Consider the following 21,148-nt stretch of genomic DNA (forward strand, 5'->3'; position numbering starts at 1 on the left):
TCTATAAAAAAATCATTGATCTGTCAAACCGGCGTTCTGTCAGAAAGAATGTACCGGGTCAAAGTCAAACTGGATCCGTATATCACGGAATCCCCGGTTCAGCTCAATATACTGTTCCATCCTGTCTTTCGCCTTAACAAGCATACCATATTTTTCACATTTTAGATAGAGGATCTTTCGGTAAACATCACTCACCTTCCCCACGTAGGGGCTGGCCGGACCAATCACCGCAAACTGCCCCGAGGATCCCAGCCTGGCCGCAAATTCCTTCAGGTAGGAGGAGGCAGCTGCCAGCTTCTCCTCGTCCTCCCCCGCCAGGAGCACAGCCAGGAGGTGGGCCGCCGGAGGGTAGCCCATCAGTTCCCGGTACCGGATCTCCTCCTCGTAAAATGCTTCGTAATCCTGCCGGGCAGCGGTCTCAATGCTGTAGTGGTCCGGACTGTAAGTCTGGATCACCACTTCGCCTCCCCCGCCCCCTCTTCCCGCCCGGCCGGCGGCCTGGGTCAGGAGCTGAAAGGTGCGCTCTGCGGACCGGTAATCGTCGCTGTAGAGGGACATGTCGGCAGCCAGCACTCCCACCAGGGTTACATTTGGAAAGTCGTGGCCCTTGACGATCATCTGTGTACCCACAAGGATGTCCGCCTCCCCGTCGCCAAAGGCGGAGAGAATCTTCTCGTGGCCGTCTTTTCTCCGGGTGGTGTCCGCATCCATCCGGAGCACTCTGGCCCCCGGGAATTCCCTTTTCACCATCTCCTCGATCTGCTGGGTACCCGCCTTAAACCCACCGATATGAGGGGACCCGCATTCCGGACAGGTCCTCGCCTCAGGCCTCTCATAGCCGCAGTAGTGGCACACAAGCCTTCCGCCCCGGTGAGAGGACAAGGAGACATCACAGTGCGGGCACTTGATGACATGGCCGCAGGACCGGCAGGAGACAAAGCCGGCGTACCCTCTCCGGTTGATAAAGAGCATGGCCTGCTGTCCCTTTCTCAGCCGGTCCTCCATCAGCTCTCTCAGCCTGTCGCTGAAGATGGAGCGGTTGCCTTTCTTCAGTTCCTCCCTCATATCTGACACATAGACATGGGGCAGGGCTGCGCTGCCGGCTCTGGATGGCAGCCGGAGCAGCACATACTCTCCTGTTCCACACCGGTAGAAAGCCTCCAGGGAGGGTGTGGCTGAGCCCAGCACCACACCGGCCCCCTCCAGGCGGGCTCTCTCCACAGCAGTCTCCCGGGCGTGATATCGGGGCACCTGCTCACTCTTGTAGCTTCCCTCATGCTCCTCGTCTATGACGATCAGTCCCAGTTTGGGAAAGGGGGTAAACAGGGCAGACCTGGGGCCGATCATAACATCGATCTCCCCCTTTTTTGCCCGCTGCATCTGGTCGTACCGCTCCCCCGCCGACATCCGGGAATTGAGGATGGACACCCGGTCGCCGAACAGCCTTTGAAAGCGGAGCACGGTCTGCCAGGTGAGGGCAATCTCGGGAATAAGCACAATGGCCTGCCTGCCCGACTCCACCACTTTCCGGATCATAGCCATATAGACCTCCGTCTTGCCGCTGCCGGTAACGCCGTAGACCAGGTAGGTCCGCCGCAGTCCCCGGTCATAGTCCTGCGAAAACCTGCGGATGGCAGCCTCCTGTTCTTCTGTATACGCGATCTTTCTCTCCTCTTCTCCCCCTGCCTGCAGCGGATTCCGATACACCCGGACGGACTCGATGCGGATAAGGCCGGCCTCCTCCAGAGCCCGCACCACCGGGCGGGTGATATTCAGCTTCTCCCGGGCCAGATCATAGTCCAGCCTGGGGCTCAAAAGGAGCGCCTCAAGGAGTCTGGCTCTGGCCTTCTGGTTCTTCTTCTGATACCAGAGCAGTTTCTCCTCTCCCTCTTCCCGGGAGACAAGGAGGACCAGCGCCTTCTTCTCTCTCTCCCTCTCCTTCTTCTTGATGGGAAGGACAGTCTTCAGCGCCTGGATCATCGTTCCTCCGTAGGACTCCTTCATCCAGGCCGCCAGAGCCACCAGCCTGGTCTCGATCCCTACGCTCTCCTTTGGCACTTCCAGGATCTCCTTGATCCTGGCCGGGTCATAGCCGGGAATCTCGGAAAATCCCACCACATATCCCCGGATCTCCTTATTTCCCTTCCCAAAGGGGACCAGCACCTCTGTCCCCACCTCCAGCTTTCCCTTCAGCCGCTGCGGAATGGTGTACTGAAATATTTTATCCAGTTTTTCGTTTGTAATGTCAATAATGATATCTGCGTAAATCTTTTTCTCCGGCATCCTTACCTGTCCTTTTCTCCCCGGAGCACGCCAAGTATGATCTCCCTGTCGTCCATAGGATAGCGCACTCCCTGTATTTCCTGATATGTCTCGTGTCCCTTTCCCGCGATCAGGACCACGTCTCCGCTCCCGCTGCAGTCCAGCGCGTAACGGATCGCTTCCCTCCGGTCCGGTATGACTGTGTACGTCCCTTCTGTCCGCCTCATGCCCTCCACAATATCTGCCAGGATGTCCTCCGGCTTTTCCTCTCTGGGATTGTCGCTGGTGATAACCGTCTCATCCGCCATCCTCCCGGCTGTCTCTCCCATCTCGAAGCGCCTCTGCCTGGACCTGTTCCCCCCGCATCCGAAAAGAACGATCAGACGGCCCTTAGCCAGGCCCCGCAGCGTGCCGAGGGCGTTGGCAAGGCTCAGGGCATTGTGGGCATAATCAAGGAAAATGCAGCGCCCGTCCCCGGAGGGGATCCGCTCCATCCGGCCCGGTATGGAAACCCGGCACAGCGCCTCCCGCACAGTCTCCTCCCCGACTCCCAGCTCAAAGGCCGCCGCGGCTGCGGCAAGGGCATTATACACATTGTATCTCCCAGGAAGAGGGATAAAAAAGGTGCCCTCTCTCCCCTCCATCGCAAAGCACATGCCCGGGCAGTCTCCCCGGGTCTCCCGGCGGATCTCCACAGCCCGGTAGTCTGCCCCTTCCCCGGTCCCGAAGGTGATCTTCCTGCACCCGGTCCTGTCAAAGATCTCCCCCCAGCAGGGATCATCTCTGTTCCCAAGCCCGGTCTCACACTGAAGGAACAAAAGGTGCTTGCACCACCGGTACTCCTGCAGGTCCGCATGCTCTCCTGGACCAATATGATCCTCACCCAGGTTGGTAAAGATCCCCATATGGAAAGGGATACAGGCTGTCCTCTCCAGCTTCAGGGCCTGGGAGGACACTTCCATCACTGCACTTTTAAGCTCTGCCTCCCTCATCTCCTGAAAATATGCCATGAGCTGACAGGACTCAGGGGTTGTGCGGGCGCTGGGAAAGCGGCGCAGCCCCGTATCTGTCTCCACGGTCCCGATCAGCCCGCATGCCCCTTCCGCCCGCCGCAGGATATCCCGGAGCATCCAGGCGGTGGTGGTCTTCCCCTTTGTTCCGGTTATACCGATGACCCGCAGGTGCTCCGCCGGATACCCCAGCGCGGCTGCGGACATGGCTGCCAGAGCCCACCGGGTATCTGACACCCGGATCACCGTCACCCCCTCCGGGCAGGGGATCTCCTTTGCCGTCACAATGGCCGACGCTCCCTTTTTCACAGCCTCCGGGACAAACCTGTGTCCATCTGTATCGTACCCCTCGATACAGACATAGACATCCCTTCTCTTCAGATCTCTCGTGTCATTTGTCACACCCGCAACCCGGGTGTGGACCGTACCTTGTATCACCTCGTATCTCACCTGTGAGAGCAGCTGGCTTAGTTCCATATCTGCCTCCTGTGATATAGGCCTTATTTATAATTGTCACACAGCCGAATGATCCCGTCAACTGTTTCCGTGTGCCAAATTTCCCCGGAGGGTGACAAAAAAGGGCGTCACTTCCGTGACACCCCATATTTCTTCCGCAGTGCGTCCGCCCCCAGAAAGAGCGCCGCCGCCAGGGACACCGCCAGTCCCGCCGCCTTTCCCGGCGCGTCATATCGTATCTCCACCTGGTGGCTTCCCGCCTCTGTTTCCGCTCCCAGGAATCCACCGTTGACCTGGCTGACCGGAACCTCCTTCCCATCTATATATACAGTGAAATGCTGGTCATACGGGATGGACGTGATCAGCCAGCCGCCGTTCTCTGTCGTAAAGCTTCCTGTCAGCCCGTCCCCGTCCGCCGTCAGTTCCAGGCCCGCATCCACATACTCTGCCTGGCCGCTCCCGGCGTCGTCAGCGCTTCCGTACCAGGCCTGGGCATCCGATATCTCATAACTTCCTTCGCCAAATGCAATTTCCACAGATGTCTGCCCCTCCTCCAGGGGACACATATAATAGAAAACCTGGTTTTCATTGTCATAGGCATAGCCCTGCGAAGCACTCTGCTTGTTCGTCTCCCCGTTCACCGAAATGCTCACGTCCCGGCGGGGCCTGTTATTCTTTACTTTAAAACTGAGAAAAAGATACTGGTCTGTCTCCTGTCTGTCCTCCAGCGCAAAGTCTTTTGTCTCCCCGCCGGAATCCACCTCATATTCTCCTTCCAGAGAACCAAAATCCGCCTCCCGGACCTGCGGCTGAAAGTCTGCCGTATCCTCCTCCCCGGCCGCCGCCAGGGTCAGAAGGGCCAGGGACTGCTCCGGCCAGGACAGTTCCGCAAAGGTTTCTTTGGAGATCACCTGGTCTGTCACATAGCCCACAGGAGCCGTGCTTTCATTTTGATAGATCTCCACCGTCCCCACCTGGCCTGTCTTCTCGTAGCCCTCCGGGATCTCTGTTTCATTTCCCTCCCGCACCAGGAGATACTTCACCCCCATAAGCCGCAGAAAGACCGGATTTTCCGTGGACTCCTGCATCAGCCCGTTTCTGGCCGGACGGGCCAGATGCAGGATTTCCTCCCGGAATGATTCATAGGCGCTGTTCCCCACAGAGGAATACAGATTCGTCAGGTTCTGCCCTTCGGTCATCACCTGGTTGTCTGCCGCCTTCTCCTGCTCCCTCGTGCCCCGGACCTCCATCCGGTAGAGTCCGCTGTCCTCACTGCGGATCTTCTGTGCCGCCTCCGCCATGTCTCCGCTTGAAAATTCCTTCATCCAGTCCGCCTTTACCAGACTGTCCTTTGAGAAGGCAATCTGTACACAGGAGGCGCAGAGCATAACCGCCGCAAGGCCTGTACACACAGCTCTGCGCCAGAGTTTTACGCCTGCCAGGAACAAAAGGCCACATACCAGAAGATCCACGTAGAGCACTGCCCTTGCCCCGTCTGCGACACCATTTCCCATGCTTCCCCATACCAGAATGCAGACAGCCAGCGCATAGCCAGAGAGCAGCTTCCACCTGGCGATAATGCCCCGGCGGAAGTACCCGAAGAAGGCAGCCGCCAGATAGCAGAGCAGCGGCAGGAAGGGGATGAAAGCCTTGGCTCTCATATACAGCCCGCCGTTCAGAATGTAAGACGCCAGCGGGAAGAGGAGAAGAAGTCCCAGGCACATGGCCATGTATTTTTCCCTGCACCGGCAGTAAAACAGACTGACGCACAGGACCACCACCGCCATGGCCGTCAGCCCCATGCCGTAAGGTGAGTAGAGAACTTTAAAGAGACTTACTTCCGGCGTAATAAGATCCGACAACGCATAGCTGCTGTCATCGCTCCTTCCACCCAGCATGGCAAAACACACCGGCACCAGGTAGAAAAATGACAGAAGTCCCCCGAAGAAGGCAGGATAGAACTGTTTCCACAAAGACCGGACAAGGACCCCAGGGGAGGAAGCCCACTCCTTCTTCCAGCCGCACAGTCCATAGATCAGAAGCGCCGCCACCCCTCCTACTGCAAAGTAAAAGCTGGTGAGAGCCATGAGAAGCACACCCGCGGTCAGAAGGCTGTATTTTCCTGTGCTTACGTACCTGTCATAGCCTATGAGCGTCAGAAGCAGGAAGGGCATATAGCTGACAAACATGATCTGCATGGAAGTATGGAATACCACAGGACCCGAAAGCACGAGGAGAAGGGCTGCAAAAAAACTGTCCTCCCGACGGAAGTGGCCGTTCTTCAGCCAGATGTAGCACAGCAGGCCGTCTGCGATCCAGGTCAGCACCATGACCGCCTGCACGTAGTCGGACATTTTTACAAAGGGCAGGAGAAAGGACAGCAGGTACAGGGGATTATAGAGCCCGTAGTAGGCAAAATTCCATATATTCTGCCCGCCGCCCAGCTCCATGGCAAAGTCCGGCCAGAGATTGCCGGTCTCATAAAATTTCTGCCGGAAATACTCCGGAAATACAATGTGCTGGGAGAGCCAGTCGGTCTCAGATCCCGCCAGATACCCTCCGCTTATCTTCATCAGAGTGAGAAGGATCGGTATAACTGTAAGTATCAATGGAAACAAAATTTTCCTGCTGCTTTTCATCTTCTTCATCACTGGAACTCCTTAAGATATAGATTGGTCTGTCTTTGATCTCCGTGTAAGCCCGCGCCAGATACTGGCCCATGATGCCCATGCACAGGAGCTGGACACCGCCTATAAAAATGATGGCGCACATCATGGCCGGCCACCCTGCCACCGGGTCATGCCAGATCAGATTTTTGATCACGAGAAAAACGATCATGACAAAGGCCAGGCCGCAGAAAAAAATGCCTCCGTAGGAAGCCACGGACAGAGGGATAGTGGAAAAGCCCAGTATCCCGTCCAGGGAATACCGGAAAAGCTTTGCCACAGACCACTTTGTGTCGCCGGCCGCCCGCTCCACGTTGTGGTAGGGAAGCCACTTTGTCTTAAATCCCACCCAGCCGAAAAGCCCTTTGGAAAAACGGTTCTTCTCGCCCAGGGACAGAAGGGCATCCGTCATCTTCCGGTTCATCATCCGGAAGTCCCTGGCGCCCTCCTCAATCTTTACCTTTGAGAGTCTGTTGATACATTTATAAAATGAGGCGGACAGAAAAGAACGGATCCTTTTCTCCCCCTTCCGGTCTTCCCGCCGGGTGGCGACGCAGTCGTACTCTCCTTTCTTCAGCGTCTGGAACATAAGAGGGATATACTCGGGAGGATCCTGCAGATCCGCGTCCATGACAGCCACGTAATCCCCGAGAGCCGCCTGCATGCCGGCGTACATGGCCGCCTCCTTGCCAAAATTCCGGGAAAAGGAAAGATAACGGTAATTCTGCCGCCTGCTGTGGAACTGCCGCAGCATCTCTGCCGTGCCGTCCGTGGAGCCGTCATCCACAAAGATGATCTCCACCCGGGCCGTCTTCATCCCGCCAATGATACTCTCCATTTCCTTTATGTAGATAGGGAGAACTTCTTCTTCGTTGAAACATGGTACGATGATACTGATAAGTGGTTTTTGTTCTTCAAGCATAAAAAAAGACTCCTTTCCGCAGCGCCCCTCTCCGCGGGGCCCTCGCCTTATCTCCAGACAAGTCTAAACTTAATTTGTGATAATTCGTGGAAAGAAATCTTAAAATTCGTTAAATATTATCTAAAGGTTTGTTTTCATATTTTCCGGATACATTTATAAATTTCCTCTATGGCATACAGGAGAAAAACAAAAAAAACAACGAAATTCATATGCTTCTTTACATTTTTTACAACGAAAAAAGCTCTCTGGAATCCAGTTCTCAGAGAGCTCTGTCATACTTTGGCAATGTCCATGGCCAGCTTCACGGAATATTAATAGACCTTTTTGCTTATTCCCAGTGCATTTATAATAGCTTCCTGAAGCAATTTGGAATAATTGATCCCGGCTTTCTCCGCTTCTACATTCAGCCAATACGGAATGGTACAATTCTTTTTGACTGCTTTATTGTCTACTTTTTTTCTGTACTCCATAAAATCAACGTCTACAAGCGTAACAATATCATCTTTATCTGCTATTACTTCTTTCGAACCTGGTTCCGGAATTTCCTTCCCATCATCCATGAAATCAATTCCCATAAGTCCGATGGCATCCCTCGCCATTTCCATAGCATCCGCAATGCTTTCACCCTGAGTTGCAATATCAAAATCCGGGATTTCCACATAGAAAAATCCATCACTTTCTTTTGATATCACAATCGGGTATGCCTTTCTCTCTTTAATTAGCATCGTTCACTCCTCCTGGTCTCTCAAAAAGCTGACTGTTAATGATATGCAACATTTAAGAAGAAGGGGTTATTTAAGCCCCAACTTCTTGATAATGTTTCTCGCAAGCCGCTCATTAATATCCGGATGGCGCGGAATTGGTTCTACCCTTGTTCCATCTGTATATATATCATGGTTCCCACCATTTCTTTTTACATACCATCCATTGTCTTCGAGCAGCTTCACCAGCTCTCTGCGTTTCATCTACATGTGTCTCCCTTTTTATCAATACGTATTCTATACGTATATTATACGTACAAAATCTCGGTCTGTCAAGATTTATACACTTAAATCATACGTATATTGTACGTATGCACAAAGTCCATTCTTATTCATATATATTGCACAAGGACATAAAAAACCACCAGCCATTTCTGACTGGTGGCATACTGTCATCCATATGAAATAAACCGGCGCCTCCGCCATGCCTACAGCGTCTCAATGAACCGCATAAACGCCCTGCGGCCTTCCTCCGTGCACTTGTAGACGCCTGCGTCCTCCAGCACGTGGGTGAAGACGATGCCTGTCTCCTCCTTCAGAATATCCATCACATTGTCCTTTGTGATGCTGTCGTATTTCGGCAGAAAGGAGTCTGTCCAGTCGGCATGCTTGGCGATCTTCTCGTTGGAGCGGATGTCTTTGCCCTCCACGATATAGTCCGCCAGGATCTCCAGCTCCTCCTTCAGCCTGGAGGGAAGGACGGCCAGACCCATGACCTCGATAAGGCCGATGTTCTCCTTCTTGATATTGTGGTACTGTGCGTGGGGATGGTACACGCCCAGGGGATGCTCCTCTGTGGTGATATTGTTCCGCAGGGTCAGATCCAGCTCGTACATGTCTCCCTTCTTTCTGGCGATGGGAGTGATGGTGTTGTGGGGTGTGCCGTCTGTCTCTGCGTAGATGAAGGCATCCTCGTCCGTGTATCCTCTCCATGCCTGCAGCACGTGGTCTGCCAGGTCGATGAGTCGCTTCTCATCTGCGTGGCGGATACGGAGTACGGAGAGGGGCCACTTCACGATGCCAGCCTCCACATCCTCGTAGCCGGGGATGGTCACCGGGATCTCTACGGGAGCCTTTGCCATGGCAAATGTGTAGTTTCCGCCCTGGAAATGGTCGTGGCTCAGGATAGAGCCGCCCACAATGGGAAGGTCCGCATTGGAACCCAGGAAGTAGTGGGGGAACTGCTTCACGAAGTCAAACAGCTTCACAAAAGCAGCCCGGTCGATCTTCATGGGCACGTGCTGACCGTTGAACACGATGCAGTGCTCATTGTAGTACACATAGGGAGAATACTGAAAGCCCCATCTGCTGTCGTTGATGGTGATAGGGATGATGCGGTGGGTCTCCCTGGCCGGATGGTTTGCCCTCCCGGCGTAGCCCTCGTTCTCCATGCAGAGCTGGCACTTGGGGTAGCTGCTTGCCTTTGCCGCCCCTGCCGCCGCGATGGCCTTGGGATCCTTCTCCGGCTTGGACAGGTTGATGGTAATGTCGATCTCACCGTAGGGGGAGTCCACTTTCCACTTCATATCTTTCTTCACCCGGTAGCGGCGGATGTAGTCGCTGTCCTGGCTGAATTTGTAGAAAAATTCTGTCGCAGCCTCCGGGGATCTCTCATATTCTTCCCAGAAAGTCTTCTGCACCTGGGCAGGTCTGGGCAGAAGGCAGTTCATCAGCTTCGTGTCAAAGAGGTCGCGGAACACCACGCTGTCCTCCACAAGTCCCCTTGCCACAGCCTCGTCAAGAAGCTCTTTTAAGATCTGCTCCAGATCCAGCTCCTCGCCTTCTATGGACACGTCCTCATAGTCATCTTCTTTGAAAATCTCCAGAAGCAGGTTGGTGGTGTAGGTCCTCTCACACTCCGGCGTAAGACCGGTCTGAACACCGTACTCCACAAGCTTCTTTATATTCTTATATAACATTCCCTTTTCCTCCTGAATACAGGGCATCCGCCCTCACTATGCCAGCCGGTGCGCCCCGTCGCCGACCTCAACTACGTAGAACTCTGCCGTTTTGTGGCATTTGTCCTTGTAGCCCTTTTTCACTGTGTCGATAAATGTGTCTACCGCGTCATTTTTCACAATGCTGACTGTACAGCCGCCAAATCCGCCTCCTGTGATCCGTGAGCCGATGACGCCGGGCACGCTCCATGCCAGATCCACCAGCACGTCGATCTCCTCGCAGGACACCTCATAGTCGTCCCGAAGAGAAATGTGAGACTGGTTCATATACTTTCCGAACTGCTCCACATTTCCCTCTTTCAGCGCCGCCTCTGCGTGGATGGTCCTCTGGTTCTCGTACACCGCATGCTTGGCCCGCTTCCGGCAGACTTCCTCCTGGATGGCGTCCTTGTGGGCCTCAAAGGCCTCCTCGGTCAGGTCTCCCAGGGCGCTGATATCCGTCACTTTCTTAAGATCTGCCAGAGCCCTCTCACACTCGTTTCTTCTGTCATTGTAGGCAGAGTCCACCAGGCTGTGCTTCACCTTGCTGTTGGTGATAACGATCTTTGCGTCCTCCAGCTTCACAGGCGCGTACTCGTACTGCAGCGTATTGGTGTCCAGGAAAATGGCATGGTCCTTCTTCCCCATGGCGCTGGCAAACTGGTCCATGATCCCGCAGTTGCAACCATTGAAATTGTTTTCAGAATACTGTCCGATCTGCGCGATCTCCACCATGGATACCGGGAAGCCGTACAGGTCCTTCAGCATGGTGCCTGTCAGCACTTCCAGGGAGGCTGATGAAGAAAGCCCGGAGCCGTTGGGGATATCGCCGTAGATGACTACGTCCAGACCACAGTCCATCTCGTACCCTCTTCCCCTGAAGGCCCACATCACTCCCTTCGGGTAGTTGGTCCATCCGGCTTTCTTGTCCGGTGTAAGCTCGTCAAGGCTGGTCTCGATGACTCCCAGATCCCTGAAGTTCATAGAGTAGAAGCGGATCTTCCGGTCCTCCCGCTTTCTTGCCGCGCCGTATGTACCGATGGTCAGCGCGCAGGGAAAAACATGTCCCCCGTTGTAGTCCGTATGTTCCCCGATGAGGTTGACACGGCCCGGCGCGAAATACAGACGGATATCCCCGCCGTCGCCGTATTTTTCTTTGAAAACGCTCAATACTTTCTCTTTCATTTCCACATACACCTTTCTCTTTTTCTATAATTATAGTTGGATTTCCCGCCAAAAACTATAAGGATAGTTGCTGAAACTATAAAAATATTGCGTTTTTCACTAATCAATCAGCCCCAGATGCTTCATGGCCTGCCAGATGCCTTCCTCCTCCACTTTCGGAGCCACATATTCCGTGTACGGATCCAGCACTTTGTCATGTTTCCCCATGGCAATGCCGTGAGCCGCGTACCGGAACATGGCCAGGTCGTTGCTGCTGTCGCCAAAGACATAGGAGCGCTCCCGCCCCAGATTAAAATAGTGCAGGATATAGTCGATGATGGTTCCCTTGGAATACCCCTTCACGATGCACTCGTAGGTGTTATCCCCCCGGTCCAGTATCTCCATATAGTCCGTGAGGAAATCAAAAAAATCTTCCTTTTTGCTCTCCCGGTCCGTGTAGGCAAAGATCTTGTCGTAGGGACAGCCGCCCTGCTCGATATACCTCTCTACTCCCAGCCCTCTGTTCTTCATGTATCTCCTGGTGTTCTCCAGGCTGTCAAACCGGGATATCCTGGAGGAGAAGTACACGTCCTCCATCCCCTCGTACAGGGCATCCACCCTGCACTTTTCCGCCATCTCCACAATAGAAGCAGCGGCCTTCGCATCCAGGTGCTCCTCGAAGATCACCTGTCCTCTGTACTCCGCATAGATGCCGCACCCGCAAAGGATGCCGTCCACCGGGAGTCTGCGTATCTCCGGCGGCACGGAGCAGGCTGTCCGGCCGGTATTGATAAAGACCAGATGTCCCTTCCTCCTGGCCTCCTCCAGAGCGTGCACGGCACTCTCCGGTATGGTCCTGGTCACCTCGCTGAGCAGGGTGCCGTCTATATCGAAAAATAAAACTGCTCTCTCCATTCTTCTTTCTCCTCTTGACTTTTCCGCGGCAGCACGGGCCTTTCCCGGCTCTGCGGCCGCCTCTATTGTAGCATGACCAGAGTCGTTCGTAAATCCTGTTTCCAGCCCGTGCCGTTTCCTCTTGACATGAAATCCGAGTTCGGACTATAATATTTTTTGTCCGTTTTCGGACTAAATCCGTTTTAATATGAACTTGCAGGAAGAGAGGACACTATGACAAAAAACAGGAAATCTCTGGAAAAATATTATAATCTCTGGCAGGAGACGACCATTCTGTACGAGAGATGGGCGCGGCTCCACGGTCTCACCTACAACAGCCTGACTGTGCTGATAGCGGTCGCAGACAGAAGGCGCGGGACCTGTACCCAGAAGAGCATCTGCCGGGAGTGGGCCCTCCCCAAGCAGACAGTCAACACGATACTGAAGGATTTTGAAAAGCAGGGCCTGCTGGAGCTTGTCCCACTTGAGGAGGACCGGCGCAGCAAGGCCATACAGCTCACAGAAAGGGGGCGGGACTTCTGCGGGAGTACCCTCGGGAGCCTGAAGAAGCTGGAGCTTTTTATCATGGAGCAGCTGGACCCGGCCCTCGTGGACGCCATGATCGGCGGCATGGAGCTGTTCTGTCAGCATTTTAAGAAAGGAATGGAACAAGAGCATGAAGCTTTATAGAGAATTTTTCAGCTATGTCATCCCCTCACTCCTGGCCTTCGCCCTGTCGGGTGTCTACTGTATCGTAGACGGCTTCTTTGTGGGGAACAGCATCGGCGATGTGGGACTGACCACCATCAACATCGCCTACCCGGTAGTGGCCCTCCTGCAGGCTGCCGGCACCGGCATCGGGATGGGCGGCGCCGTACACTATTCCATCCGGCTGGCAGCCGGGAAAAGGGAGGAGGCGGAGAGATACACAGACGGCACTGTACTCCTTCTCCTGGCCGCCTCCCTCATCTCCACCCTGGTCTTTTACCTGGCCTCCCCGTCTGTCCTGGCGGCGCTGGGGGCCTCCGGGCATATCCTGGACCTGGGGAACTCCTACCTGCGCATCATCGTCCTTGGGTCTGTGTTCCAGATCTTCGGCACAGGGCTTGTGCCCCTCATCCGCAACATGGGCGGCGCCTTCTACGCCATGATGATCATGGTGGCGGGCTTTCTCACAAACATTGTGCTGGACTACGCCTTTGTGTGGGTCCTGCACCTGGGCGTGGACGGTGCGGCCCTGGCTACTCTCATCGGGCAGGCGGTGACCATGGCAGGCGGACTCCTCTTTTTCCTGCGCAGGGGCGTATCCTTCCACCTGCTCCGCTCTGTCTTCTCCTCCGGAAGGGCGGGCGGACTCCTCGGAGGCATTGTGAAGATCGGGCTGTCCCCCTTCGGGATCACCTTCTCCCCCAACATCACCATCATCCTCATGAACCGTTTTCTCATGGATTACGGCGGGGAGAAGGCAGCTGCCTGCTACGCCTGCATCGTGTACGTCATTGTCATCGTGTACCTGCTGCTCCAGGGTGTGGGAGACGGCTGCCAGCCTCTCATCAGCAGGTACTACGGAGAAGACCAGGCAAAAAGCATGAAGAAGGTCTGCAGCCTGGCCTACCTGAGCGGAGTCCTCATCGCGGCCGCCTGCATGCTCCTCATCTTCCTGACCCGCTATCAGATCGGAGGGCTCTTCGGCGCCTCGGACCAGGTACGCGCGGAGGCTGGACAGGTCCTGCCCTGCTTCCTTATAAGCCTCGTCTTCCTGGCCTTTGTGCGGGTCACCACCTCCGCCTTCTACGCCACGGAAAAGACGTTCCTGTCCTACATCCTGGTGTATGCGGAGCCGGCGTTCCTCTTCCTTCTCCTTCTTTTTCTGCCGCGGCTGGCCGGTCTTACCGGCGTGTGGCTGAGCATCCCTCTTGCCCAGACGCTGACCTTTGTGACAGCGCTTGCCTGTAGGCTTTGGGTGTCATCCCGAAGCTCCGGCGGAACACGCGGTTAAAATAGGAAAGATTATTAAAGCCCGCGTCCAGGGCAATGTCCGTAATACTGGACCGGCCCTCGGCCAGTCTGCCCGCGGCGATCTCCATCCGGTACTGATTGATATACTCCACGCAGGTCATGTTCATATGCTGTTTGAAAAAGCGCATAAAATAGTACTCGCTGAGGTGGCAGACCTCTGCCAGCTCGGCCACGCTCAGTGGGTGCTGATAGTTTTCCTTTATGTACTGGAGGACCGCCCGGAGCTTCTCAATGACCTCCCGGTTCTCCTGTCTCTTCCTCTCAAACGGGACCTGCCTGTACAGAAGGAGCAGGATTTCCAGAAGCCCGGCCTTCACCTCCAGCTCATAGCCCTCCTCCTTTTCGACAAAGCTCCTCCTCAGCCGGCCGACCAGGCTCTCCAGCCTTTCAGAAAACTCCCGGCCTGTGTCCTCCGCCCGCACCACCGCCGGGAAACAGATCTCCCCCTTCTCCACAGGCGCAATGTACTTCACACCGCAGGCGTCCGTCCTGCCCCCCAGCATAGCGGGGTGGAAGACAAAGCTGTCTGTCTCCAGCAGCCTTGTCTTTCCCTCCGGTATCCCGTGGAGCATACCTGAGGGGAGAAAAAGGAAGTCCCCTTCTTTCACCTGGCAGGGCTCCAGGTTGATAAGATAGGTGCAGCTCCCCCGTTGCACCCGCGTGATCTCAAACTCCTCGTGCCAGTGGACCGGAAGGCCGGCCAGCCCTGCCGGGTACACGCAGTGATAGTAATCTGCCGGGAACAGGCTTGTCCCGTGATGGCGCTTCTCAAGATACTGTCTTTTTTCCTCCATATCTTTTCCTCCATGGCAGGATTGTGTCAAAAACTGCTAGGAATATGCAAGTAAATCCTGCTTTTCACTTATATAATAGTAGCATACTATAAACGGAACTGAAAGGAGAACTACGCATGATCCGCAAATATACTTTTGGAAACCCATTCCCCACAGAGGCAGTCGTAAAGGAGATTCCCGCCTCCCAGGGAACGCTCCCCTGTTTTTCCATGAAAGATGGAAGTCTCGTCCTCACCATGGAGAAGGACGCTCCGGTGTACGGCCTTGGCGAGCAGGTGCGGGGCATCAACAAGAGAGGCTGGCTCTACACGAGCAACTGCACCGATGATCCCCACCACCTGGAGACCACCCACTCCCTCTACGGAGCACACAACTTCCTTCTCATAGGCGGCAGTGAGCCCTTCGGGATCTTCATCGACTATCCCGGGCGCCTCACCTTTGACATCGGCTACACGCAGAAGGACACCCTGCGCATCACCCCGGAGGACTGGGACCTGGACATCTACGTCATCCAGGAGGAGGACGGCCTTCTCCCCTCCATCGTCCGCAGCTTCCGCCAGCTGATCGGCAGAAGCTACATCCCGCCGAAGTGGGCCTTCGGCTACGGCCAGAGCCGCTGGGGGTACAAAAACGAGGCGGATGTGCGGGAGGTGGCCGCAAAGTACAAGGAGGCCGGCATTCCCCTGGACGCCATCTATCTGGACATCGACTACATGGAGCGGTACGAGGACTTCACTGTGTCAGAAGAGAAATTCCCGGATCTGCCCGCCCTGGCTGCGGACATGAAAAAGGAGGGCATCCACCTGGTCCCCATCATCGACGCCGGCGTCAAGATCGAGGATGGCTACTCTGTCTACGAGGAAGGAAAAGCGGCCGGCTACTTCTGCAAGGAGGAGGACGGCACCGACTTTGTGGGAGCTGTGTGGCCGGGACGGGCGCATTTCCCGGATATGCTGAACCCGGCGGCCAGGAGATGGTTTGGTCTGAAATACAAATTCCTTCTGGACCAGGGCATCGACGGCTTCTGGAACGACATGAACGAGCCAGCCATCTTCTACTCCGAGAAGCGTCTGAACAAAGTATTTGACGAGGTGGCCTCCATGAAGGGGCAGAACCTGGATCTGGACAAGAACGATCACCTGCTGGGCCTTGTGAACACCCTGGCAAACAACCCGGAGGATTACCGGAGCTTCTACCACCAGCCGGGCGGCGGCCTTCCCAGAGTGCGCCACGACAAAGTCCACAACCTGTACGGCTACAACATGACCCGGGCAGCCGGGGAGGCCTTTGAGGAGCTGGAGCCGGACAAGCGGATCCTTATGTTCTCCCGCTCCTCCTACATCGGTATGCACCGCTACGGCGGCATCTGGCAGGGAGACAACCTGTCCTGGTGGTCCCATCTGCTCATGAACGTGAAAATGATGCCTTCCCTTAGCATGTGCGGCTTCCTCTACACAGGGGCGGACCTGGCAGGCTTCGGGGCGGACACCACGGAGGATCTGGTGATGCGCTGGCTCCAGTTCGGCATCTTCACCCCGCTCATGCGGAACCACTCCGCCATGGGCACAAGGGAGCAGGAGGCTTACCGCTTCTCAAACGCAAAGGCGCTGGGACAGATCATAGGGCTCCGCTACTGCCTGCTGCCCTACCTGTACAGCGAGTACATGAAAGCGGCTCTCAACGACGACATGCTCTTTCAGCCCCTGTCCTTCGCCTACCCGGATGACGCTTTAGCTGCCCAGGTGGAGGACCAGATCCTCCTTGGCGAGAGTCTTATGCTGGCCCCCGTCTATCAGCAGAATGCCACAGGCCGCTACGTCTACCTGCCGGAGGACATGCTCTGCGTGACCACCTCCGGGCCGGAGGATTTCCGCTGTCAGAAAATGACGGCCGGACACCACTATGTACCTGTGGCGGAAGAGGAACTGATCTTCTTCGTCCGCAAAGGCCATCTCCTTCCTCTGGCAGAGGCGGCAAAAAATGTGGAAGAACTGGACGCATCCCACCTGCATGTCATCGCTTACCCTGCGGATACATGCTGCTACACACTCTACGATGATGACGGCTACGGAAAAGACTACGAGGATCCCTCCCACCTGTCCGCTATTGACGTGACAGCAGACGGCGGGGTAAGATATGAGGGATCACAGGAAAGGACTATCGACATATGTTTCATCTGCTCTTAGCGATCATTTACCTTGCATTTATAAGCCTGGGCCTTCCCGACGGACTCCTTGGGTCCGCCTGGCCCTCCATGTACCAGGAATTCCAGGTGCCGGTGTCCTACGCCGGCATCATTTCCATGATCATCGCGGCAGGCACCATCATCTCCAGCCTCCAGAGCGACCGGCTGACCCTGCGCCTGGGGCCCGGAAAGGTGACAGCTATCAGTGTGGCCATGACAGCGGCCGCCCTGTTCGGCTTCTCCTTCAGCCACTCCTTCATCCTTCTGTGCCTGTGGGCCATTCCCTACGGCCTGGGTGCGGGCAGCGTGGACGCCGCCCTCAACAACTATGTAGCTCTCCACTACTCCAGCACACACATGAGCTGGCTCCACTGCATGTGGGGTGTGGGAGCCTCCGCAGGCCCCTACATCATGGGCCTTGTACTCTCCGGCGGCGCCCCCTGGAACACCGGCTACCGGTATGTCGGCATCCTGCAGGTCATCCTCACGGCCATCCTGCTCCTCAGCCTTCCTCTGTGGAAGAACCGGCAGACCGGAACGGACAGTGAGGCCTCCCGGGGACATGCCCCGGAGGACTCCGGACAGACCGCCCCGGCAAAGCCCTTGTCCTTAAAGCAGATCGCCGCCATCCCCGGGGCAAAAGAGGTCATGGTGACCTTCTTCTGCTACTGCGCCCTGGAGCAGACGGCAGGGCTCTGGGCAGCCAGCTACCTTATGCTCCACGAAGGCATCTCCTCCGAGACCGCCGCTTTCTACGCCAGCCTCTTCTACATCGGCATCACCGTGGGAAGGGGGGCCAGCGGCTTTCTCACCATGCGCTTTAACGATACCCGGATGATCCGGCTGGGTCTGATCCTGATCCTTGCAGGCGTGCTGACTATCCTCCTGCCCCTGGGTGGAAACACGTCCCTGGCAGGGCTGATCATCGTGGGCCTTGGCTGTGCGCCTGTGTACCCCTGTGTCATCCACTCCACACCGGAGCGCTTCGGCGCAGACCGGTCCCAGGCACTTATCGGCGTCCAGATGGCTTCTGCCTACGTGGGCACCTGCCTCATGCCGCCTGTATTCGGACTGATGGCAAACCACATCAGCATTTCCCTGTTTCCCTTCTATCTGCTTGCCATCCTTGTACTGATGTTTGTGATGCACGAGAAGATGCTGAAGAAAACCGCGAAATCCCTGTAAAAATAAGGAGGAAGGAACATGCAGATCACACTGCGCAGCGACGGGCGGGAGATCAAGTCCCACGGGGACTACGCTTTCCCCGTGCTTGTCAGCCCTGAGCGGCTGGACGCCTATGAGATGGGCAGCTTTGCCTGCCACTGGCACCCGGAGATTGAGTTTACCCTGATCCTTACGGGCGAAATCCTGTACCAGGTCAATGACCGCACCTATCACCTGAAAAAGGAGGACGGCGTCTTCTGCAACGCCAACATGCTGCACACAGGCCGCCACGCGGACAGCCATGACTGCACCTATCTGTCGGTCACCGTCAACCCTTCCCTTCTGTACGGCTACGAGGCCAGCCTTCTGCAGACCAAGTTCATCCAGCCCGTGACAGAAAACCCGCTCCTCCCCTCCGCCTCCTTCTCCAGAGAGGTGCCCTGGGAGAGGGAGGTCCTCTCCCATCTGGACACGATCCGGCAGCTCTGGCAGGAGCCGCCACGCTCCTACGAGCTGCGGCTCCTCACGGAGCTCTACCAGATCTGGATCCTGCTTTTTGACCACCTGGACCTGGATGCACGCCCCTCCTCCGGGGATGTGCGGGAGCTGGAGCGGCTGCGCCGCATCGTCACCTTCATACACGGACATTATATGGAACACATCTCTCTGGAGGATATCTCCGGATGCGTCAATATGTGCAAGAGCGAGTGCTGCCGTCTGTTCAAGCGGAACATGAACCAGCCTCTCTTTGACTACCTCCTCCACTACCGCATCCGGCAGAGCATCCCCCTTCTCGTCCAGGGGAAGGACAGCATCACGGACATCTCCCTGCAGTGCGGGTTCTCCAGCCCCTCCTACTACACAAAGCTGTTCCGCAAGTTTATGGGCTGCACTCCCAGGGAGTACACGAAATCGGTCCATGCAAAGAAACAAAGCTGACCATGGATTTCTGGGGGCAGAGCACCCTCTTATACTGCAAAAACAGCGCCTCGCAGGAAATATAATTCCCGCGGGCGCTGTTTTTCACTGTTTTCTACCTCTTCATCCAGACGAAATCCCATCCGGACAGTTCCACTGTCTCCGTTTCCTTGGTGACGCCTGTCACAAGGTTTGTGTACTGCGCTTTTTCCGGCATCCAGATGGTGCGTCCCTCATCGCTGAAATTAAACACAGCGTGAAGTTCCTCATCTCCAGCCCTGCGCACGATCCAAAGGATGGAGTTATCGTTGTAATCCTTTGTGTACACCTCTGCATCCGCGCCAAACACGGCTTCTGTCCTTCGGATCTTCTCCAGCTCTTCCAGTCCTGCGAAAATCCGGCCCTGTACGCTGGACCCGTCTTTGATGCGCTCTGTCAGATCCCAGCAGAATTTTCCCCTGTGGATATATCTGGAGTCGGGCGCTTTGTCCGGATCCTCCTTGTAGGTGTAGTCGTTCACCTGGCCGATCTCGTCCCCGCTGTAGAGCATGGGGATGCCGGACTGGGTAAACATGTAGGCGTGGAGCATGAGATCCTTGCGGATGGCGCAGGCCATTTTCTCCTGGTCCTGTTCAAATCCCGCGCTCTCCACACCGCACATGGACGCCGTGGTGGCGCAGAACCTGGCGTCCCCGGTAACCGGGTCCTCGTTGTACAGCTCGCCCCGGCTTACGCTTCCCTCTGTCTTTCCCTGGAAATAGTCATTCAGATATTTCTTGTGGGACACTTCCTCCATGCCCCACTCACGCAGGGAGGCATAGTCCAGCCCCCAGCCGATGTCGTCGTGACACCGGAGGTAGTTGAGGAATGTGTACTCTCTCGGGAGAGAGCAGACCACGTCCATCTGTCTGCGAAGCAGGCGGATATCCCTTGTAGCCACCGTGTGCCAGGTAGTGGCCATGGTGGTCACATTGTAGAGCATGTGGCACTCCGGCTTCTCCACTGTGCCGAAATAGGGAGCCACCTCTTTTGGCTCCATGACCACTTCTCCCAGGAGCACGATCCCCGGGCACACGATCTCGCCGATCATGCGCATCATGCGGACAATGGTGTGGACCTGGGGCAGGTTCCGGCAATTGGTCCCCAGCTGCTTCCAGATATAGGGCACTGCGTCGATGCGGATGATGTCCATGCCCTGGTTGGCCAGGTAGAGGAAATTGTACATCATCTCGTTGAATACCCTGGGGTTGCTGTAGTTCAGATCCCACTGGTAGGGGTAAAACGTCGTCATCACATAATGTCCCATCTCCGGCAGATAGGTAAAATTACCCGGCGCTGTGGTGGGAAACACCTGGGGCACCGTCTTCTCATACTCCCGCGGGATGGCCGGATCGGCGTAGAAGAAATACCGGCTCATGTACTCTCCGTCTCCCTGGCGGGCTTTCCTGGCCCACTCGTGATCCTCGGAGGTGTGGTTCATGACAAAATCCATGCACAGGCTGATCCCTTTTTCATGGCATTTTCCCGCCAGGCGGGCCAGATCCTCCATGGTCCCAAGCTCCGGCTTCACCTTCCGGAAGTCCGCCACGGCGTAGCCTCCGTCTGATCTCCCTTTCGGGGAGTCCAGGAAGGGCATCAGATGCACGTAATTCACATGGCACTTCTCCAGGTAGGAGAGCTTCTCCTCCACCCCTTTTATATTTCCGGCAAAGTTGTCAATGTACATCATCATGCCCAGCATGTCTCTCTTCCGGTACCATGCGCCTTCCGCCTCCCGCCGGGCGTCCAGCTTCTTCAGTTTGTCGTTTCTCTGGTCATAGTACCATTTCATCTGGTCGCAGAGCTCGGCAAACATGTCGTCGTTGCCGTACAGCTCCATGTACAGCCACCGCAGCTCATCGTGATGCCGGCCAAGCCTCTCCGCAAAAATCCGGTCGGCTGCCGCCTTTCCTGCGGGTTTTCTTTTTTTCGCTGTTTTTCCTGCCATCTGTCTTAT

16 protein-coding genes are annotated in these 21,148 nt (G+C 55.9%); 5 read left to right on the forward strand and 11 right to left on the reverse strand.

The annotated features are described in order from the left end of the window. Positions 1–39 precede the first annotated feature (39 nt). The 9 genes from priA to INF30_RS07615 all read right to left on the reverse strand — a co-directional run bounded on the left by priA (position 40) and on the right by INF30_RS07615 (position 12,093). Complete coding sequence (gene priA / locus INF30_RS07575; RefSeq protein WP_226394838.1) at positions 40–2,268, reverse strand: replication restart helicase PriA; 2,229 nt, start codon at positions 2,266–2,268, stop codon at positions 40–42. Positions 2,269–2,285: 17 nt separating this feature from the next. Continuing rightward, a complete protein-coding gene (locus tag INF30_RS07580; protein ID WP_226394778.1) occupies positions 2,286–3,749 on the reverse strand; it encodes a UDP-N-acetylmuramoyl-L-alanyl-D-glutamate--2,6-diaminopimelate ligase in 1,464 nt (487 codons plus the stop codon). A gap of 107 nt (positions 3,750–3,856) precedes the next feature. Then, positions 3,857–6,376: a YfhO family protein gene (locus INF30_RS07585; protein ID WP_226394779.1), complete on the reverse strand. Its 2,520-nt coding sequence runs from the start codon at positions 6,374–6,376 to the stop codon at positions 3,857–3,859. Next, positions 6,267–7,316, reverse strand: a complete 1,050-nt coding sequence (locus INF30_RS07590) for a glycosyltransferase family 2 protein (protein WP_226394780.1) — start codon at positions 7,314–7,316, stop codon at positions 6,267–6,269. Before INF30_RS07590 ends, INF30_RS07585 begins: the two co-directional genes overlap by 110 nt. Positions 7,317–7,627: 311 nt before the next feature. Next, positions 7,628–8,041 (reverse strand): type II toxin-antitoxin system HicB family antitoxin, encoded by a 414-nt coding sequence (locus INF30_RS07595; protein WP_226394781.1) that lies wholly within the window; start codon positions 8,039–8,041, stop codon positions 7,628–7,630. 66 nt (positions 8,042–8,107) lie between these two features. After that, positions 8,108–8,281, reverse strand: a complete 174-nt coding sequence (locus tag INF30_RS07600) for a type II toxin-antitoxin system HicA family toxin (protein ID WP_226394782.1) — start codon at positions 8,279–8,281, stop codon at positions 8,108–8,110. 224 nt (positions 8,282–8,505) lie between these two features. Beyond that, complete coding sequence (gene galT, locus INF30_RS07605) at positions 8,506–9,996, reverse strand: UDP-glucose--hexose-1-phosphate uridylyltransferase (RefSeq protein WP_226394783.1); 1,491 nt, start codon at positions 9,994–9,996, stop codon at positions 8,506–8,508. A 36-nt stretch (positions 9,997–10,032) separates the two neighbouring features. Then, entirely contained in the window at positions 10,033–11,199 is a 1,167-nt protein-coding gene (locus INF30_RS07610) for a galactokinase (RefSeq protein WP_226394784.1), read from the reverse strand. Positions 11,200–11,298: 99 nt separating this feature from the next. Continuing rightward, on the reverse strand, positions 11,299–12,093 hold the full coding sequence (locus INF30_RS07615; protein ID WP_226394785.1) for a Cof-type HAD-IIB family hydrolase: 795 nt from the start codon (positions 12,091–12,093) through the stop codon (positions 11,299–11,301). A gap of 213 nt (positions 12,094–12,306) precedes the next feature. Here INF30_RS07615 and INF30_RS07620 point away from each other — a divergent pair, with 213 nt between their 5' ends. Beyond that, positions 12,307–12,762 carry a MarR family winged helix-turn-helix transcriptional regulator gene (locus tag INF30_RS07620; RefSeq protein ID WP_226394786.1) on the forward strand — a complete coding sequence of 152 codons (456 nt, stop codon included), beginning with the start codon at positions 12,307–12,309 and terminating at the stop codon, positions 12,760–12,762. Then, a complete protein-coding gene (locus tag INF30_RS07625) occupies positions 12,749–14,071 on the forward strand; it encodes an MATE family efflux transporter (RefSeq protein ID WP_076778710.1) in 1,323 nt (440 codons plus the stop codon). Before INF30_RS07620 ends, INF30_RS07625 begins: the two co-directional genes overlap by 14 nt. Here the strand turns inward: INF30_RS07625 and INF30_RS07630 are convergent. Beyond that, positions 13,962–14,885: an AraC family transcriptional regulator gene (locus INF30_RS07630; RefSeq protein WP_076778713.1), complete on the reverse strand. Its 924-nt coding sequence runs from the start codon at positions 14,883–14,885 to the stop codon at positions 13,962–13,964. The two genes, INF30_RS07625 and INF30_RS07630, sit on opposite strands and share 110 nt — an antisense overlap. Positions 14,886–15,001: 116 nt before the next feature. Here INF30_RS07630 and INF30_RS07635 point away from each other — a divergent pair, with 116 nt between their 5' ends. From INF30_RS07635 to INF30_RS07645, 3 genes are read left to right on the forward strand one after another with little or no spacing between them, the layout of a single operon-like run. Further along, complete coding sequence (locus INF30_RS07635) at positions 15,002–17,071, forward strand: TIM-barrel domain-containing protein (protein ID WP_226394787.1); 2,070 nt, start codon at positions 15,002–15,004, stop codon at positions 17,069–17,071. Then, complete coding sequence (locus tag INF30_RS07640) at positions 17,053–18,255, forward strand: MFS transporter (protein WP_076778720.1); 1,203 nt, start codon at positions 17,053–17,055, stop codon at positions 18,253–18,255. Before INF30_RS07635 ends, INF30_RS07640 begins: the two co-directional genes overlap by 19 nt. A gap of 18 nt (positions 18,256–18,273) precedes the next feature. Then, on the forward strand, positions 18,274–19,173 hold the full coding sequence (locus INF30_RS07645; RefSeq protein ID WP_226394788.1) for a helix-turn-helix transcriptional regulator: 900 nt from the start codon (positions 18,274–18,276) through the stop codon (positions 19,171–19,173). A 94-nt stretch (positions 19,174–19,267) separates the two neighbouring features. On the opposite strand, the gene INF30_RS07650 is transcribed toward INF30_RS07645, so the two are convergent. Beyond that, entirely contained in the window at positions 19,268–21,139 is a 1,872-nt protein-coding gene (locus INF30_RS07650; protein ID WP_226394789.1) for an alpha-amylase family protein, read from the reverse strand. Positions 21,140–21,148 lie beyond the last annotated feature (9 nt).

The sequence above is a fragment of the Claveliimonas monacensis genome, from assembly GCF_014982975.1.
Taxonomy (GTDB): Bacteria; Bacillota; Clostridia; order Lachnospirales; family Lachnospiraceae; genus Claveliimonas; species Claveliimonas monacensis.

What these genes read in the sequence shown, in the direction of transcription:
- INF30_RS07610 (WP_226394784.1), bottom strand. Translation starts at nt 11,199, where the DNA reads ATGAAAGAGAAAGTATTGAGCGTTTTCAAAGAAAAATACGGCGACGGC.
- INF30_RS07590 (WP_226394780.1), bottom strand. Translation starts at nt 7,316, where the DNA reads ATGCTTGAAGAACAAAAACCACTTATCAGTATCATCGTACCATGTTTC.
- INF30_RS07635 (WP_226394787.1), top strand. Translation starts at nt 15,002, where the DNA reads ATGATCCGCAAATATACTTTTGGAAACCCATTCCCCACAGAGGCAGTC.
- galT (WP_226394783.1), bottom strand. Translation starts at nt 9,996, where the DNA reads ATGTTATATAAGAATATAAAGAAGCTTGTGGAGTACGGTGTTCAGACC.
- INF30_RS07600 (WP_226394782.1), bottom strand. Translation starts at nt 8,281, where the DNA reads ATGAAACGCAGAGAGCTGGTGAAGCTGCTCGAAGACAATGGATGGTAT.
- INF30_RS07630 (WP_076778713.1), bottom strand. Translation starts at nt 14,885, where the DNA reads ATGGAGGAAAAAAGACAGTATCTTGAGAAGCGCCATCACGGGACAAGC.
- INF30_RS07620 (WP_226394786.1), top strand. Translation starts at nt 12,307, where the DNA reads ATGACAAAAAACAGGAAATCTCTGGAAAAATATTATAATCTCTGGCAG.
- INF30_RS07580 (WP_226394778.1), bottom strand. Translation starts at nt 3,749, where the DNA reads ATGGAACTAAGCCAGCTGCTCTCACAGGTGAGATACGAGGTGATACAA.
- INF30_RS07625 (WP_076778710.1), top strand. Translation starts at nt 12,749, where the DNA reads ATGAAGCTTTATAGAGAATTTTTCAGCTATGTCATCCCCTCACTCCTG.
- INF30_RS07650 (WP_226394789.1), bottom strand. Translation starts at nt 21,139, where the DNA reads ATGGCAGGAAAAACAGCGAAAAAAAGAAAACCCGCAGGAAAGGCGGCA.
- INF30_RS07645 (WP_226394788.1), top strand. Translation starts at nt 18,274, where the DNA reads ATGCAGATCACACTGCGCAGCGACGGGCGGGAGATCAAGTCCCACGGG.
- INF30_RS07585 (WP_226394779.1), bottom strand. Translation starts at nt 6,376, where the DNA reads ATGAAGAAGATGAAAAGCAGCAGGAAAATTTTGTTTCCATTGATACTT.
- INF30_RS07595 (WP_226394781.1), bottom strand. Translation starts at nt 8,041, where the DNA reads ATGCTAATTAAAGAGAGAAAGGCATACCCGATTGTGATATCAAAAGAA.
- INF30_RS07640 (WP_076778720.1), top strand. Translation starts at nt 17,053, where the DNA reads ATGTTTCATCTGCTCTTAGCGATCATTTACCTTGCATTTATAAGCCTG.
- INF30_RS07615 (WP_226394785.1), bottom strand. Translation starts at nt 12,093, where the DNA reads ATGGAGAGAGCAGTTTTATTTTTCGATATAGACGGCACCCTGCTCAGC.